This is a genomic window from Pedobacter nutrimenti (genome assembly GCF_032678445.1).
Taxonomy (GTDB): Bacteria; Bacteroidota; Bacteroidia; order Sphingobacteriales; family Sphingobacteriaceae; genus Pedobacter; species Pedobacter nutrimenti_A.
On the sequence record NZ_JAVTSQ010000009.1, the window covers coordinates 354,771 to 367,809 of the forward strand.

14 protein-coding genes are annotated in these 13,039 nt (G+C 40.9%); 6 read left to right on the plus strand and 8 right to left on the minus strand.

From position 1 onward, the window contains the following. Positions 1-44 precede the first annotated feature (44 nt). Positions 45-1,175, minus strand: coding sequence for a 4-hydroxyphenylpyruvate dioxygenase (hppD, locus tag R2S08_RS18240; RefSeq protein ID WP_316836469.1), 1,131 nt, complete (start codon positions 1,173-1,175; stop codon positions 45-47). A 67-nt stretch (positions 1,176-1,242) separates the two neighbouring features. Then, complete coding sequence (locus R2S08_RS18245) at positions 1,243-2,409, minus strand: homogentisate 1,2-dioxygenase (protein WP_133780184.1); 1,167 nt, start codon at positions 2,407-2,409, stop codon at positions 1,243-1,245. Between the two features lie 397 nt (positions 2,410-2,806). On the opposite strand from R2S08_RS18245, the gene R2S08_RS18250 reads away from it, so the two are divergent. Both R2S08_RS18250 and R2S08_RS18255 read left to right on the plus strand, forming a co-directional pair. Further along, positions 2,807-3,802: a fumarylacetoacetate hydrolase family protein gene (locus R2S08_RS18250; RefSeq protein WP_316836470.1), complete on the plus strand. Its 996-nt coding sequence runs from the start codon at positions 2,807-2,809 to the stop codon at positions 3,800-3,802. Then, positions 3,802-4,695 carry a flavin reductase family protein gene (locus R2S08_RS18255; RefSeq protein WP_316836471.1) on the plus strand — a complete coding sequence of 298 codons (894 nt, stop codon included), beginning with the start codon at positions 3,802-3,804 and terminating at the stop codon, positions 4,693-4,695. Before R2S08_RS18250 ends, R2S08_RS18255 begins: the two co-directional genes overlap by 1 nt. On the opposite strand, the gene R2S08_RS18260 is transcribed toward R2S08_RS18255, so the two are convergent. The 3 genes from R2S08_RS18260 to R2S08_RS18270 all read right to left on the minus strand — a co-directional run bounded on the left by R2S08_RS18260 (position 4,692) and on the right by R2S08_RS18270 (position 7,779). Next, on the minus strand, positions 4,692-5,210 hold the full coding sequence (locus R2S08_RS18260; protein WP_316836472.1) for a C40 family peptidase: 519 nt from the start codon (positions 5,208-5,210) through the stop codon (positions 4,692-4,694). The genes R2S08_RS18255 and R2S08_RS18260 overlap by 4 nt on opposite strands. Positions 5,211-5,289: 79 nt before the next feature. After that, on the minus strand, positions 5,290-5,991 hold the full coding sequence (locus R2S08_RS18265; RefSeq protein WP_316836473.1) for an SDR family oxidoreductase: 702 nt from the start codon (positions 5,989-5,991) through the stop codon (positions 5,290-5,292). Between the two features lie 3 nt (positions 5,992-5,994). After that, positions 5,995-7,779, minus strand: coding sequence for an aromatic amino acid hydroxylase (locus R2S08_RS18270; RefSeq protein ID WP_316836474.1), 1,785 nt, complete (start codon positions 7,777-7,779; stop codon positions 5,995-5,997). 226 nt (positions 7,780-8,005) lie between these two features. On the opposite strand from R2S08_RS18270, the gene R2S08_RS18275 reads away from it, so the two are divergent. Together R2S08_RS18275 and R2S08_RS18280 are read left to right on the plus strand one after the other, a co-directional pair. Further along, positions 8,006-8,350, plus strand: coding sequence for a helix-turn-helix transcriptional regulator (locus tag R2S08_RS18275; protein ID WP_316836475.1), 345 nt, complete (start codon positions 8,006-8,008; stop codon positions 8,348-8,350). Then, a complete protein-coding gene (locus tag R2S08_RS18280; RefSeq protein ID WP_316836476.1) occupies positions 8,337-8,672 on the plus strand; it encodes a helix-turn-helix transcriptional regulator in 336 nt (111 codons plus the stop codon). The genes R2S08_RS18275 and R2S08_RS18280 overlap by 14 nt, the downstream gene beginning before the upstream one ends. An 8-nt stretch (positions 8,673-8,680) precedes the next feature. Here R2S08_RS18280 and R2S08_RS18285 read toward each other — a convergent pair whose 3' ends face one another. The 3 genes from R2S08_RS18285 to R2S08_RS18295 form a co-directional block, all read right to left on the minus strand. Beyond that, positions 8,681-9,154 carry a GtrA family protein gene (locus tag R2S08_RS18285; RefSeq protein ID WP_316836477.1) on the minus strand — a complete coding sequence of 158 codons (474 nt, stop codon included), beginning with the start codon at positions 9,152-9,154 and terminating at the stop codon, positions 8,681-8,683. Positions 9,155-9,173: 19 nt separating this feature from the next. Continuing rightward, the gene (locus R2S08_RS18290) at positions 9,174-9,872 is read right to left on the minus strand and encodes a CAP domain-containing protein (protein ID WP_316836478.1); all 699 of its coding nucleotides are present in this window, start codon (positions 9,870-9,872) and stop codon (positions 9,174-9,176) included. 127 nt (positions 9,873-9,999) lie between these two features. After that, positions 10,000-11,481, minus strand: a complete 1,482-nt coding sequence (locus R2S08_RS18295) for a glycine--tRNA ligase (protein WP_316836479.1) — start codon at positions 11,479-11,481, stop codon at positions 10,000-10,002. A 186-nt stretch (positions 11,482-11,667) separates the two neighbouring features. Here R2S08_RS18295 and R2S08_RS18300 point away from each other — a divergent pair, with 186 nt between their 5' ends. Next, complete coding sequence (locus R2S08_RS18300) at positions 11,668-12,375, plus strand: ATP-binding cassette domain-containing protein (protein ID WP_316836480.1); 708 nt, start codon at positions 11,668-11,670, stop codon at positions 12,373-12,375. 92 nt (positions 12,376-12,467) lie between these two features. Then, positions 12,468-12,998, plus strand: coding sequence for a hypothetical protein (locus R2S08_RS18305; protein WP_316836481.1), 531 nt, complete (start codon positions 12,468-12,470; stop codon positions 12,996-12,998). Positions 12,999-13,039: the final 41 nt, after the last annotated feature.

A 13,039-nucleotide genomic window follows, 5' to 3' on the forward strand; every position in this document is an offset into this window, starting at 1 on the left:
CGGCCTTCTCAGTTTTCACTATGAATAAGTATTTTTAAATAGAACTATAGATTTCCTCTCAGTTCCTGTTCGCGTTCAAGTGATTCAAACAGGGCTTTAAAATTCCCCGCACCAAAAGACTGAGCCCCTTTTCTTTGTATAATCTCAAAGAACAAAGTCGGCCTGTCTTCTACAGGTTTAGTGAAGATCTGTAATAAATACCCCTCTTCATCGCAATCCACCAGTATGCCCAATGCTTTCAGTTTTTCAATTTCTTCATCGATTTCGCCTACGCGTTCCGGCATCATATTATAATAGGCTTCCGGAGGTGCACTTAAAAATTCTACCCCTCTGGATTTTAATTCAGAGACAGTTTTAAGAATATCTTTAGTGGCTACAGCAATATGTTGAACCCCTTCACCTTCATAGAACTCCAGGTATTCTTCAATTTGCGATTTCTTTTTTCCTTCTGCAGGCTCATTGATCGGGAATTTAGAGAAGCCATTGCCGTTGCTCATCACTTTGCTCATCAGTGCCGAATATTCTGTATTGATCTGTTTGTCATCAAAAGAAAGGATGTTCACAAATCCCATAACATCTTCATACCATTTCACCGTATCATTCATTCTGTGCCAGCCTACATTTCCAACGCAGTGGTCAATATATAACAGACCTGCATCTGAAGGATTGTAATCACTTTTCCATTCCTGATAGCCAGGTATAAATATACCTTCATAGGCCTTCCGCTCTACAAACATGTGGATGGTCTCGCCATAGGTATAAATCCCGGACATACGAACTTCGCCATGCTCGTCAGTCAGGGTAACAGGCTCCAAATATGGTTTTGCACCGCGTTTGGTCGTTTCTTCAAAAGCGCTATAAGCATCATCTACCCATAGAGCAAGTACTTTAACCCCATCTCCATGTTTTTTAACATGTTCTGCAATTGGACTTTCTGATTTTAGAGCTGTGGTTAAGACCAAACGAATCTTTCCTTGCTTGAGTACATAAGACGCCCGGTCGCGAACGCCGGTTTCCGGTCCTGCATAAGCCAGGGATTGAAATCCAAATGCTGTTTTGTAGTAATGTGCAGCTTGTTTAGCATTTCCTACATAGAACTCGATGTAATCGGTTCCATTAATGGGCAGGAAATCCTGTGCTTTAGAGATCTTTTCTGCAAATGTTTGTGTTGACATTGTTTTTTTATTTAATAGAGTTAGTTTCGTTTCATTGCTGTTTGTGAGTATTCGCTCGTGTTGGCTTTTATTCTACGTTGATCTGCCAGCTTTTATGATAACTTTCATCCTCAATGCTCAGGGCATCTTCAGTTAGCATCAATGGACGGAAAGGATCGATCATCACCGCTAGCTCTTCTGTCTTTTCTTTTCCAATAGATTTTTCTACTGTACCTGGATGAGGGCCATGGGGAATTCCCCCCGGATGGAGTGTGATTTGCCCCTTCACTACGCTTTTTCGGCTCATAAAATCGCCATCTACATAATACAGAACTTCATCGCTGTCTACATTGCTGTGGTTATAAGGAGCTGGAATAGATAAAGGATGATAATCGTATTTCCGGGGTACAAAAGAACAGATCACGAAATTATGTCCTTCAAAAGTTTGATGTACCGGCGGTGGTTGATGTAAACGCCCGGTTATAGGTTCGAAATCGTGAATGGAGAAAGCCCATGGGTAATGAAATCCGTCCCAGCCAATAAAATCAAAAGGATGGGTGCCATAGGTATAAGGATAGATCAATCCTTGTTTTTTAATGAGTACTTTAAAATCACCAAACTCATCTATAGTTTCCAGATCGGTCGGTTTTCTAATATCTCTTTCACAATAAGGTGAATGTTCCATTAACTGACCATATTCATTGCGATAACGTTTTGGACTGCGTATCGGACTAAAACTTTCTATGATAAACAGGCGATTGTTTTCTCCATTGAATTCCATCTGGTAAATAGTGCCGCGGGGAACCACAACGTAATCGCCATATTCAAATTTGATCTTTCCAAAACCTGTTTTTAGCGTTCCACTGCCTTCGTGGATAAAGATCACTTCATCCGCCTGACTGTTCTTGTAAAAGTAATCCGTCATGGATTTTCTTGGCGCAGCCAGAGAGATATGCAGGTCACTGTTGACCAATACAGGCTTTCTGCTTTTCAGGTAATCATCTTCCGGTTTGATATTGAAGCCGATCAGACTGGTATGTTTCAGGTGTTTTTCCCGTGCAATTTTCGGTTCCACGGAGTAAGGTTCTCCCAGTGATTTTACAATAGTAGGGGGATGGCAGTGATAAACAAGCGAATACAAGCTTGAAAACCCTTCGGTAGACACCAATTCTTCGGCATAAAGTTCACCGTCAGGTTTACGGAAAACGGTATGACGTTTTGCAGGAATGGATCCTAAAGTATGATATATAGGCATATCGTTAGATATTTGGTTAACGTAAGTAAGTTTGTTAAAAACAGATAAAAACGGGAAACGTTTTATAAATCAGAGCGTAAGCGTACGTCCTAAAGAAATGTTACAGGAAAGAATATTGAGCAAAGATGAGCTTGGACAGCATAGCATACCTGAAAGCCGCCAGGATCTGGCTGGAAATCTGTTTCTGATAGGTAAGATTACTGTCTGTCATAATTGTAGTGCTAAGTTAATGAATTTATATTTAACCATACAAGTCCATCACTTCTATTTATTTCTGTAAGTTTTTATAACCAGGATTGGACTAATTTTTTCTAGCTTTGGCTGTCAAAATCAAATAACCGTATGAAATGTACCAGGAAATGCTGGTCCTTACAGATCGTACCTAAATGTAAAAAGTATGAAACTAGTATCTTATAAGACAGAAGACACAGAACATCTTGGTGTATTCGTAAACGGACACATTTACAATTTAAATTCCTGTGATAAACAATTACCGGATGAAATGAATGCTTTTTTGCAGGGTGGAGAGGTTTTGATGGAAAGGGCAAAGAAAGTTGATGCTCAGATCAAAGCAGGTGAAATAGCGCCTAAAGAAGAGGTCTTTTTCGAACTTCTGGCACCAGTGCCTCATCCAACGTCCTGCCGCGACGGCTATGCCTTTCGCCAGCATGTGGCAGCAGCCAGGCGCAATAGAAAAGTGGAGATGATTGCAGAATTTGATCAGTATCCTATTTTTTATTTTACCAATCACAATGCGATCCAGGGACCTGGTGAGATAGAATGCATGCCTGATCATTTTCAAAAATTGGATTTTGAACTTGAGGTTGCCATTGTTATTGGAAGAAAAGGAAGAAATATTACGGCTGCAGAAGCAGACGACTATATAGCAGGTTACATGGTGATGAACGACATGAGCGCAAGAACACTGCAGATGGAAGAAATGCTGCTGAACCTTGGCCCGGCTAAGGGAAAGGATTTCTCTACAGTGATCGGCCCTTGGCTGGTTACTCCAGATGAACTGGAAGCTTATAAAACGGAGGCAAAACCAGGTCATACAGGTAATACCTATAATCTTAAAATGATTTGTACCGTAAATGGAGTGGAAGTTTCTGCCGGAAATATGGCGGATATGGACTGGACATTTGCGGAAATTATAGAACGTTGTGCCTACGGTGTGGATATTTTACCTGGGGATGTGATTGGTTCAGGAACGGTCGGAACCGGTTGTTTCCTGGAACTGAACGGTACTGGCTTGTTAAATAATCCGGATTTCAAACCACAATGGCTGCAAGATGGTGACGAGGTTGAAATGGAAATTACCGGTTTGGGCAGGCTGATCAATACCATTAAAAAGGCAGATTCCGATTTTTCTATACTTGCCCTTAAAAAATAATGCTGACGATAAAAACATCTGATCTGAGCCCGGCGCAATTGCAGAATTATTTACAATATGCGATTGCACCGAGGCCCATTTGTTTTGCAACAACAATAGATCTGGAAGGAAATATCAATCTCAGTCCTTTTAGTTTCTTTAATATGTTTAGTACCAACCCGCCCTTGTGTATCTTTTCACCTGCCAGGAGGGTTAGAGACAATACGACCAAACATACTTTGGAAAATGTGCTGGAAGTGAAGGAGTGTGTGATCAATATTGTGAATTACGCCATGGTTCAGCAAACCAGTCTGGCCAGTACGGAATATGGTAAAGGGATTAATGAATTTGAGAAGGCCGGTTTTACCATGCTGCCTTCTCAGCTGGTTCAACCTCCCAGGGTGGCTGAGGCACCTGTTCAAATGGAATGTGTCATTACAGAGGTGATCCATTTAGGCGAAAATCCCGGTGCAGGTAACCTTGTCCTTGCGGAAATTAAACTTATCCATATCAAGGAAGAGATTCTGGATGAAGAGGGCAAAATAGACCAGGCTAAAATAGATCTGGTTGCCCGTTTGGGAGGGGATTGGTATTGCCGGGTTACGCCAGAAAACTTATTTAAAGTAGCCAAACCACTAACCACACTGGGAATAGGAGTTGATGCTTTACCTCATGCGGTCAGAAACTCGTTTGTACTGACTGGTAATGATCTTGGGATGTTAGGAAATGTAGAAATACTGCCCGAAGCGGAAGAAATAGAGCTGATCCGGTTCCATCCAGCGGTAAAAGAAGTCCTGGATGCGACCATCGGAGATGCGGGTACCCGTGAACGGGAACTCCATGAACTCGCGCAACAATTACTGCATGGAGGATACATTCAGGAGGCCCTGAAAGTAGTGCTTCTGGAAACTTAGATGATACTAACTGCTTTAAGGAATCTGCTTCGGTAATAATCATCCATTTGGGTAATCGTTACACCGTGAGCCTTACCAGAAGTAGAGTGGATAAACTTGATCTCATCACCATTAATAGAATAAATGATCCCTACGTGCCCGATTTTTCGGACGCGTGGGTTCGTTCCCGTAAAGATCAGAACGTCTCCAACTTTTGCATTTTCCAGCGACACGGGCGTTCCGGCATCAGGGAATTCCCTGGAAGAGCGTGGTACACTGAACCCGAAATTTTCAAATACATAACTCACAAAACCTGAACAATCGAAACCTCTTTTTGGGTTACGGGAAGCATAGTGGTAAGGACTCCCGATCAGGGTCTTTGCAAAGCTGATCAATTGACCTGCAGTTTGCTGTGCGGGTAATTGCAAAACCAGTTTCTGAACAATTTGCTGAAATTTTAAAGGAACAACAGTTTGTGACTTGCCTTGCAGAGCGAAAAAGAACACAAAACAAAAAAGTGTAAGGGTTTTCTTCATATACAGCCAAAGATATTAAAATATTTATGGCATGGTTATAATGTTGATAACTTGATGATTATCACCCTTACACCCTAATTTAAGGGGTCGTTACGGCAACTGGAATAATTTTTCCGTTAAAAAATTTGTGTCCGGTCTTTGCAAAATCGGCAATATATTTACCCATTTCAAAGGCCATAACAGGAGACTGGTAACCTGGAAAAGCTTGTTCCAGCATCTCTGTCTGAGCGGATCCGAGGGCCAGGCAATTGACCTTGATCCCAGTTTCGGCCAGTTCGAAAGCGAGACATTCTGTTAAGGTATGAAGTGCAGCCTTACTGGAAGAGTAGGCAGACAGGCCTGGAAATTTAACACTGCCCTGAAATCCTCCCATACTACCTATATTGACAATATGGCTGCCGCTTTTCATCAGGGGTAAAACATGCTTGATCATATTAAAATGGCCCAGTACGTTACTTTGCAGCATTTCTGCGAAATCCTGTGCACTGGTATCTTTAAAGGCCTTATTGATCAAAGCACCCGCGTTGTTGATCAGGATGTCCACATGCCCGAGTCTCTCCGTTAAGAAGGGGATAAGGGCCGCGTAGTCGTCATTTACAATGTCAAATTCTACCGGAAGCAGATTGCAATCCGGATTGATACCTTTTGCTATTTCCAGTAGTTTTCTCAGTTTATCTGCAGAGCGGGCGATGCAAACGATATGGTTTTCTGTTCTTAAGCTAAATTCTAAAGCAGCTTCAAAACCAACTCCGCTGCTGGCACCTGTAAGTACTATATTCATGTGTTAATCTTCTTCTGTAATTAATTGGTTAACGGGATTCTCAATAACATTAAGACCGTCGGTAATCAGTTTTTTGTAATCCGATTTTATTGTTGCTTTGTGGGTAAGATAGCTGCGCAATTCCAGTTCCAGTTCCGGAAACAGCTTTTTATGGTAAACAATTTCAAGAATTTCCAGGGCACAAAGCCAGTCTTCAGGATATTCGTTTTTCAGAAACAGAAACAGTGCAGGCAGTTCTTCAGTATAGGTATTTTCTTCCCTGATAGAGCGTACGCGGGCATACAATTGATGCAGATGCTGCGTATGTTCATCACAGGTGATTTGGTGTGTTTTCTTCTGGCTAACGTGGATGATTTCGTCAAAAGCTTCTTTATCTGCCGATCCGTTAAATACGGAAATGATTTTTTCTCCCACAGCCATATCGTACGTGCCCCACTCTGGCTGGAATAAGATGTTTCCGGAGGCCTCTTTCACCGTACAATTCACCAGGCTGATCAGGATATTTTTGTCTTCATGCTGAAGTACCCGGGTAACCTCTCCCTTTACCTGGATTCCACTTTCAAAAATAAGGTCTGTGTGCTGTCCTGCATTTATACCATGTTTCTCCAATTCAGTAGTATCCATGTCTTCAATAGGGGTGCTTATCCCTTTTAATTTTCCTACTGGTGAAGAAAATCCATCTTTGTGATAGTGTTTGCTATGACCTTCCAACTGTTTGTTTGTAACAGCCAGTGCGGTACCTCCTGTAGTCCTGATGAAACTCAATTCGCCCTTCTCATTTGTGCCCATATCGGTAAATATACCTGTTACCTGCAAACCAGAGCTGTACACAGCAGTTGCAGGGTTTTTGCATTCTATGGCTTTATGAATGCTTTCTGCCCCGCCACGTCTGAAAGACATGGTATCTGCAAATTGTTCCAGTACATCAATTAGATTCTGGAAGGTTTCTGTGACAAACAATTGAGGCTGCGGTTTGGTAATATCGTACTGATAGTTGATGGTGTCAATGGTATACCACAGCTTTTCAACATCTTCTTTCATACAGGTTGAACTCTCTCCGATAGAGGAAAGCAAGCCTGCACCATAGATTTTTGGATTTTCTAAAGTGCCAATCAGGCCATACTCTACAGTCCACCAGTGCAGGCGGCCAAGTAAGGCCATTTCTGATGGTTCGCCCATATTGTCTGCAATTTTCCGTAAGTGTTTTTCTGCTTTCTCTATTTCGGTCTCATTGGCGTCTACAGCTTCTTTTAAAATGGAAAGATGACGTATGGCCTCATAGAGTTCAAAATCTTTGGACGAAAACATTGCTTTCGCACCAATAGAGCCGAAATAGCTTAAATAGCTGTTGTAATCTGCATCTGCAATAATAGGAGCATGTCCAGCCGATTCGTGAATGATATCGGGGGCAGGTGTATATTCTATATGATTGATCTGACGGATATCGGCGGCGATAACCAATACATGATAAGCCTGATATTCCATAAAAGCAGCCGGGGGGATAAAACCATCTACGGTTACAGCACCCCAGCCAAGCTTGCCCAGGTTGTCATTCATGGTCTGAAGATCAGGTATGCGTTCTATACTTAAGCCTGCGCGCTGTAATCCTTTTATATATGGATAATAGGCAACGTGTTTCAGGTAGCTGTAATTCTGGCGCATCACATAGCGCCACACCGCCTGGTCTATTGGAGTGTATTTTTTATAGTGCTGTTCCACAATGAATTGCCTTAGATGTTTTGGCAGTTTAGCCACTTGTGGATTGTTAAAGTCGTTGAAATCGGACATCACAGTTTTTTATAATCTGGTTAGTTAAATCAGTTGGGTAAAGTTAAACAAATAAAATCTAGAGGAGTTAATGTTGTTGCCTGGTTTGGAAAAGGAATATATATGGCTCAGGCCTAAAAGGGTATTGCAAAATTTTTAAATTATTTATTTTGCTGATGGTGATTAAAATATTTTTTGAATCTACATTGGTGGGTTATTAACTAAAACTTTACTGATTAAGAAATGTATGATGGAAACTATTTTGAAAAAAATTTCAGCCCTGAGAATTAGAAAGGGAATGCCGCAAAAGAATGTTGCGGAAGTTTTGCATGTTACCGCTTCTACTTATTATAAAATGGAGATGGGGGTCATCAAAATTACGTTGTCGAAATTGCTGTTGATTGCACAGGCACTTGGAGTTGATTGTGCTGCATTGCTGGATCAGGAAGATCCTGAGCAGGATCCTCTTGAGGCTGAATTAGAAGAAGATGAACGTCTGTTGAGCCAGTATCGCAGCCGGATTATTGAAGAACAGGGGAAATTAATCAGTTTGTTGGAGAAAAATATGGAGTATACAAATGAAACAAAATAGAGAGAACGTGGCCTCAGAAAATGTAGTAAACTTATTGAGCGGAACCAGTGCCAAAGAAAGAAAAAACATCGCTCTTGCACTTGGAATCGCAGTTAGAACCTACCAGAAGATTGAAAATGGACAAAAGGAGATCAACTTACAACAATTGTGCAAGATTGCAGAAATATTTAAAGTAAGAAGGGGAGCCCTGGTTACACCAGATCATCTGCGCCCCCATTTATCCAGTCCCGAAAAACTATTGATGCTACAAAAAATGAAAGATGCAGAAGATACCCTATGCATTTTGAAGGAAAGAATAGAAAGCTTCAGAGACGAGTCATAAAATAAGGACTATTTTCTGACTTTGAAGGAGAAGTGTTTTTGTGCAAAATAACTGAAAATAGCCAGGATAATGGTCGTAACGGCCTTAGCTATGGTTGGATAAAAGCCAAATGCCTCAATGAGGACTTTTATAAAACCGTAGTTAAGGCCAACATTTATGGCCACTACAAAGCCGTAACGGAACAACTGAATCCGGCCTTTTAAATTAGAATGTGTAAAAACCAGGTATTTGTTTAATGCAAAACCAATCAGGAAAGTAATAATGGATTCAATAGCCAATGCAGCTATAGGTGCGGTAACCAGCAAACCATCCATCTGCACATCTTTTTGGTGGAGAATGAGATTGTAAACGATAAAATAGACAACAATTCCAGACGCAGCGGTTGTTCCTCCAGAAGCCATATACCTGAAAGTATGCAGGGATATCCAGCGGGAAAAGAGCGGATAAAAGAAATCTATGATCTTTAATAGTGCTTTGCGCATGTTTTAAATTTGGGCGAAGTTAAATCTTAAGATTTGGAATACCAACAAAATCTATAACAGCGGCGTATTTATACCTGGGGTGTTGACGGATGCTGATCCCAACAATATTCAGTCCATAGGTACTGTTCAGGATATTCTTGCGGTGGCCCAGATCGGGAACACCCTTATCGATCAGCAACACACATACATTTGCCAGACCATTAGAAAAGCCAAATGCCAGATTTTCGGCCATAGACCTATTGGGATAGTATTTTGTAATCCTGTCCTTCATCGTTCGGCCGTCGTAGGAATTATGTCCTGCAAGATTATGATTGTTCATATCTTTTGCGTGCTGCAGCGAAACATAGGTTAATGTTTCATCGGGATAAAACAGCCCAAGATTTTTGATTTTTTTCAGATCAGCTTCCAGACTTTTGTAGTATCGGTCATTTTTTACGATTTTAAGTTCGTTATAATTGCTGTACTGCTGCATCCTTTGGTTATAATCAGCTATAAAATCCTGTAAATAGGTATTGAAGAATCGTGTACCATCCAGCCGGACCAGATTCATATAGAGAATAATGTCCTTTTCCTCCTGGGAGAGATAAGGTGTATTTTTTGCTGTGTTCGCCATATCCAGTTCTTCTTTAGACCAGGAGTTCTCCGGATGGACAGGCTTTTTCCCCGCAAGGGCAATCAGAGGGAAAACTAGAAATAAGGCTATAATGGTAGATTTCATGGTAAGATAAACGTCCTGATTTTCATTTTATGTATACAGGTTACATTTTGGCATGGTTCTGGTCTGTATTTAGCTGAATAAGAAGAAGAAGAAAGGGCCTGTAAAAAATACAAGCCCTTTTTAGTTTTTATCTCAGCAGGTTCTTCCAGCTTACTTTGCTCTCAATGATCGACTGAAGATCTTTGATCTCAATTCGCTGTTGCTCCATCGTATCGCGGTGACGGATGGTTACCGTATTATCTTCCAACGTTTGATGATCAATAGTTAAGCAAAATGGCGTTCCTATAGCATCTTGTCTGCGGTAACGTTTTCCAATCGCATCTTTTTCTTCGTAAGCACAGTTGAAATCGTATTTTAAACTGTTCATTACTTCTTTGGCCTTTTCCGGTAGACCATCTTTTTTGGTTAATGGGAAAATCGCAACTTTAACCGGCGCCAAAGCAGGATGCAAACGTAAAAGAGTTCTGCTGTCCTGTTTATCCCCTTCACTTAAATCTTCTATTTCAAAGGCATTGATCATGGTTAATAAGAACATACGATCTAAACCAATAGAAGTTTCAATAACATAAGGAACATAGTTTCCATAAGGTTTGCCTTCCTCGTTCAGGTCGTTGTCAAAATATTGCATCTTTTTACCTGAAAATTCCTGGTGCTGCGTCAGGTCAAAATCTGTACGGCTGTGTATACCTTCTACTTCTTTAAAGCCAAAAGGGAATTCAAATTCAATATCAGTAGCTGCATTAGCATAATGCGCTAGTTTAACGTGATCATGGTAACGGTATTTTGCCGGATCCGTGCCCAGAGCGGTATGCCATTTTAAACGGGCCTCTTTCCAGTAAGCAAACCACTTCTGATCCTCTCCCGGACGAACAAAGAATTGCATCTCCATTTGTTCAAATTCACGCATCCTCATAATGAACTGACGGGCAATAACCTCATTTCTAAACGCTTTTCCAATTTGAGCAATTCCGAAAGGAATTTTCATTCTTCCAGACTTTTGTACGTTTAAAAAGTTGACAAAAATTCCTTGTGCAGTTTCAGGGCGAAGATAAACCTCTTCAGAACCTTCGGCCATTGCGCCAAACTGGGTACTGAACATCAGGTTGAACTGGCGTACTTCTGTCCAGTTCTTTGTACCACTAACCGGACAAACAATATCGTGTTCTTCGATGATCGCTTTTAAACGGGGCAGGTCTTCTGCTTTCAATGCATCATCCATTGCAGCCTGGAGTTTGGCCGCTTTATCTGTTTTGCCGTCTTTTTCATAACGGGCAATTTTATCTTCAATTAACTGGTCTGCGCGATAACGTTTCTTTGAATCTTTGTTATCGATCATCGGGTCGTTAAAACCATCTACGTGACCGCTGGCTTTCCATACTTTAGGGTGCATGAAAATAGCAGAATCAATACCCACAATGTTTTCGTGCATCTGTACCATGGCCTTCCACCAGTACGTTTTAATATTGTTTTTTAATTCAGCACCAAGCTGTCCGTAATCATATACAGCACTCAGCCCGTCATAAATTTCACTGCTTTGAAATACAAAACCATATTCCTTGGCATGAGATATTACATTTTTAAATTGTTCGTCGTTATTGTTTTTGGCCATAATACTGCAAATATATAAAGTTGGGCATAAAAAATATTGTTATTTTTGACGGGAGGAGATTAATCTGATGCATTTCGTTAGGAGGGTATATAATAATACGGCCGTCATCCTGAATTTATTTCAGGACCCCGCACCTGCTATTCAAACCTTGCTTAAACGAGATCCTGAAATTAAAAAGATCAAAAATTGAGTGTAGAAGTAGAATCTTTATCTAAACATTATGGATCGCAGATAGCGGTAAATGCGATCAGTTTTAAAGCGGTACCTGGCAGGGTCATGGGATTCTTGGGTCCAAATGGTGCAGGTAAATCCACAACGATGAAAATGCTCACCGGATATCTGCAACCCAGTTCAGGAAAAGTACATGTAGGCGGATTTGATGTATTGACCCAAGGTCTGGAGGTAAAGCGTATTATGGGATATTTGCCTGAAAATACGCCTCTATACACGGATATGTATGTGAAAGAGTTTTTAAGTTTTGCAGGTCAAACCTATCAGCTTAGCAATTTGAACAGAATCGTTGCAGAGGTGATTGAAAGAGTGGGATTGGGCCCGGAACAGCATAAAAAAATAGGACAGTTATCTAAAGGTTATCGTCAGCGGGTTGGCCTTGCCCAAGCTATTGTTCATGATCCAAGCGTTTTAATTCTGGATGAGCCTACTTCCGGACTGGATCCAAATCAGCTGGCGGGTATCCGTAAGCTGATCAAGGAATTAGGAGGGGATAAAACGGTGATACTTTCCACCCACATCATGCAGGAAGCAGAAGCTGTTTGTGATGATGTTGTTATTATTAACAAGGGTAATATCGTCGCAAATTCGTCTCTGGCCGATTTGAAGAAGGATCAGGATTCAGAAGTGCTGGAGGATATTTTTAGAAAGTTAACCTTATAAAATTTTCTTTAAAGCGCTAAAAAACTGAATTGGCAAAATATTTGCTAACGGTGGAGGTAGAGAAATGTTTCTCTTTAAATTAAACGAACTTTATGAAAAAATTATTTTTACTTACAGCAATCGCAGGTGTTTTAGCTTTTTCCAGTGCTTCTGCACAGAATAGAAAAGATCCTGCTATGGGTGGGGCTAAATTAAGCGTTGGTGCGGAATTTGGATTACCTACTGGTAACTTTGGAGACTTTTATAAATTGGGTGTTGGTGGATCATTGGTTTATATCGCACCGATTGCAGAAAACTTGAAAGTTACCGGAAGTGCAGGTTATATAAGTTATTCACCTAAAGAAGTTTTAGGTTATAAAGGACCTAGTTCTTCTTTCATTCCGGTTAAAGCTGGTTTAAGATACTATTTCGTTGAAAATTTCTATGGAGCTGCTGAATTAGGTGCTGTATTTGCAGGTAAAAATGCAAACGGAACTGCCTTCGCTTATTCGCCAGGTATTGGTGTTGAATTCCCGGTGGCTGATAAAGCTTCTATTGATCTGGGCGCTCGTTATGAAGGATGGTCTAATAACGGAACCTTATCTTTCTTCGGAATCAGGGCCGCAATTAACTTCGGTTTGTAGATTTTAAAATACATCAAAGAGAAGGCTTTCCATATTTTGGG